At 65.2% G+C, this 3,017-nt stretch carries 3 protein-coding genes; all 3 read right to left on the reverse strand.

Annotated elements, in window-relative coordinates:
- Nucleotides 1-2,091, reverse strand: a 2,091-nt coding sequence (locus ACIQ67_RS20405) for a Tex family protein (protein WP_397536204.1), incomplete at its 3' end; no start/stop codon positions are given.
- A 161-nt stretch (nt 2,092-2,252) separates the two neighbouring features.
- Nucleotides 2,253-2,384: a hypothetical protein gene (locus tag ACIQ67_RS20410; RefSeq protein ID WP_397536205.1), complete on the reverse strand. Its 132-nt coding sequence runs from the start codon at nt 2,382-2,384 to the stop codon at nt 2,253-2,255.
- A 151-nt stretch (nt 2,385-2,535) separates the two neighbouring features.
- Nucleotides 2,536-3,017: hypothetical protein (locus tag ACIQ67_RS20415; protein WP_397536206.1), on the reverse strand; the 482-nt coding region annotated here is incomplete at its 5' end.

Genomic DNA, 3,017 nt, shown 5'->3' on the forward strand with positions numbered 1-3,017 from the left:
CGCATCGCTGACGAACTTGTTGGCCAGCTGGCTCACATGCACCAGACCGTCTTGATGCACGCCCAAGTCGACGAAGGCACCGAACTGCGCGACGTTGGACACCGTGCCTTCAAGGATCATGCCCTCAGCCAGATCCTTGATGTCTTCCACGCCCTCGTTGAAGCGCGCCACCTTGAAGTCGGGGCGCGGATCGCGGCCTGGTTTTTCGAGTTCGGCCAGGATGTCCTTCACCGTGATGGCACCGAACTTCTCATCGGCGAAGGCCTCCGGCTTCAGCGCGCGGATCACATCGCTCTTGCCCATCACCTCACTGACGGGACGCGCCACCTTGTCGAGGATGCGCTGCACCACCACATAAGTCTCCGGGTGCACGCCCGACAGGTCGAGCGGGTTGTCGCCGTCGCGGATACGCAGGAATCCCGCCGCCTGCTCGAAGGTCTTGGGGCCGAGGCCCGTCACATCCAGCAACTGCTTGCGGTTCTTGAACGCGCCATTGGCATCCCGCCAGCGCACGATGGAGCCGGCCACCGCCGCCGAAAGACCCGAGACGCGCGACAGCAGCGGCGCCGACGCAGTGTTCAGGTCCACGCCCACCGAGTTCACGCAGTCTTCCACCACCGCGTCCAGGGTCTTCGCCAGCTCGCTCTGGTTGACATCGTGCTGGTACTGACCTACGCCGATGCTCTTGGGGTCGATTTTCACCAGCTCTGCCAGCGGGTCCTGCAGGCGGCGTGCAATCGAAACCGCGCCGCGTAGCGACACGTCCAGCTCGGGCAGCTCCTTGGAGGCGAACTCCGAGGCCGAATAGACCGAAGCGCCGGCCTCGCTAACGACGACCTTCTCGATCGCCGTTCCAGGGACCAGCTGCTGGATGCGCTTGATCAGGTCAGCCGCCAGCTTGTCGGTCTCGCGCGAGGCCGTGCCGTTGCCGATCGCGATCAGGTTCACGCCATGCGTGGTCACCAGGCGGCCCAGCGTGTGCAGCGAGCCTTCCCAATCCTTGCGCGGCTCGTGCGGGTAGACGGTGTGCGTGTCCAGCACGCGGCCGGTGTCGGACACCACCGCCACCTTGACGCCGGTGCGAATGCCCGGATCCAGGCCCATCACCACGCGCTTGCCGGCCGGCGCGGCCAGCAGCAGATCGCGCAGGTTCTCGGCAAAGACCTTGATCGCCACCTTCTCGGCTTCGTCGCGCAGGCGGGCGAACAGGTCGCGCTCCAGGCTCATGCTGAGCTTCACCTTCCAGGTCCAGGCGATGGTCTTGCGGATCAATTCGTCGGCCGCGCGCTTGCCGTGGGTCCAGCCCAGGTGGCGGGCGATGCGGCCTTCGGCCAAGCCAGGTTGTCCGGCAACGATCTCTTCATCGAGCACCAGCTTGGCATCCAGGAATTCCTGCGTGCGGCCGCGGAACACCGCCAGCGCGCGGTGCGAGGGCACGGTCCTGATGGCTTCCGCATAGTCGAAGTAGTCGCGGAACTTGGAAACGTCCGGGTTGTTCTCGTCCTTGCCCGCCATCAGCGTGGACTTGAACAGGCCCTCCTCCCACAGCCACTCGCGCAGCTTGCCGATCAGCGCGGCATCCTCGGCCCAGCGCTCGGACAGCAGGTCGCGCACACCGTCCAGCACCGCGAAAGCATCGGCAAAGCCAGCGTCGGCATTGATGAAAGCGGCGGCCTGCGCATGAGGGTCCAGTGTCGGGTCGGCAAACAGTTTGTCAGCCAGCGGCTCCAGCCCTGCCTCGCGGGCGATCATGCCCTTGGTGCGACGCTTGGGCTTGTAGGGCAGGTAGAGGTCTTCCAGCTCCTGCTTGGTCGGCGCAGCCTCGACGGCAGCGCGCAGCTCGGGCGTGAGCTTGCCCTGCTCCTCGATGCTCTTGAGCACCGCGGCGCGGCGCTCTTCCAGCTCGCGCAGATAGCCCAGGCGAGACTCGAGCTCGCGCAGCTGGATGTCGTCCAGCCCCTCGGTCACTTCCTTGCGATAACGGGCGATGAAGGGCACGGTCGCACCACCATCGAGCAGCTGCACGGCTGCGTTGATCTGCGCCGGGCGAACCTTCAGCTCGGCAGCAATTTGAAGCAGGATCTTGTCCAAGACTCAGTAACCGGGAAACACGAAGCGCGCGAGTTTGCCATAGCGTGAACTGGCGGCAGGTCGCAGCTCGCGGGACGACAGAAGAGCAAGGAGAAAGGCCATGACATTCGCCATGACCTTTCAGGCTGGCGCGCCGGCGCGGGCCAAGTCAGTTCAGCGCCTCAGGTTTTTCCGGGCAAGGTCAGCGGACGCCGCCCCAGCACCGCGCTGAACACGCTGGCCAGCGCCAAGCGCTGCTCGGCACTCAGTCGCTCGCTCAGCCACACCTCTTCGCGAAACCGGGTGTTCAGCACGGCCCCACCGTTCCCTGCTCGTCGAACACCTCAAGCCCCAGGTGGACGCGAGGCATGTCCATCGCCGGCATGCGCGGATCGCTCGGCCGGTCCAGCGGAGCATGCAAGGCCACAACACGCCAGACCTCACCCGTGGGGCCTGTCACGATCCCTACATCGGGCTTATTCCGTGAGCTTTCACCGGCTGGCTCAAGGCAAACGTCCACTCGCGTGGCTCGGAGCTACCATCGATCGAGATCCGGCCGTAGAACGAGTTCCTGTCCTCGATCACATCGGTACGCAGCCCGCTCAAGACGCTGCCTAGCGTTCCGCTGTCAAACTCGACCACCGGCCTCGCCTCCTTGCGGACCAGCTCGCTGGTGGCCTGCACCGCTGCCTTTACACCCCCAGTCCCGAACTGCTCGAAGCGCAGCTCAGCACGAGCTTCAGCCCGATAGGACGTGCCTGATGTCTTGGATGAGCTGCGCGCTGCCCCTGTCTTGTACTGTTCAGTCCAGTACTCACCAAAGCGCAGGTCCTTGCCCGGCATCCAGCCCTGCTGGCGCTCGACCGGAACCGGAGGCACCCGCGAGCTCAGCCCATGACCGACGTCACCCGGGCTGCGTTCATCCGCTTGGACAGGAGCAGCAACGG

It is taken from the genome of Roseateles sp. (assembly GCF_044373315.1).
Lineage (GTDB): Bacteria > Pseudomonadota > Gammaproteobacteria > Burkholderiales > Burkholderiaceae_C > JACDQM01.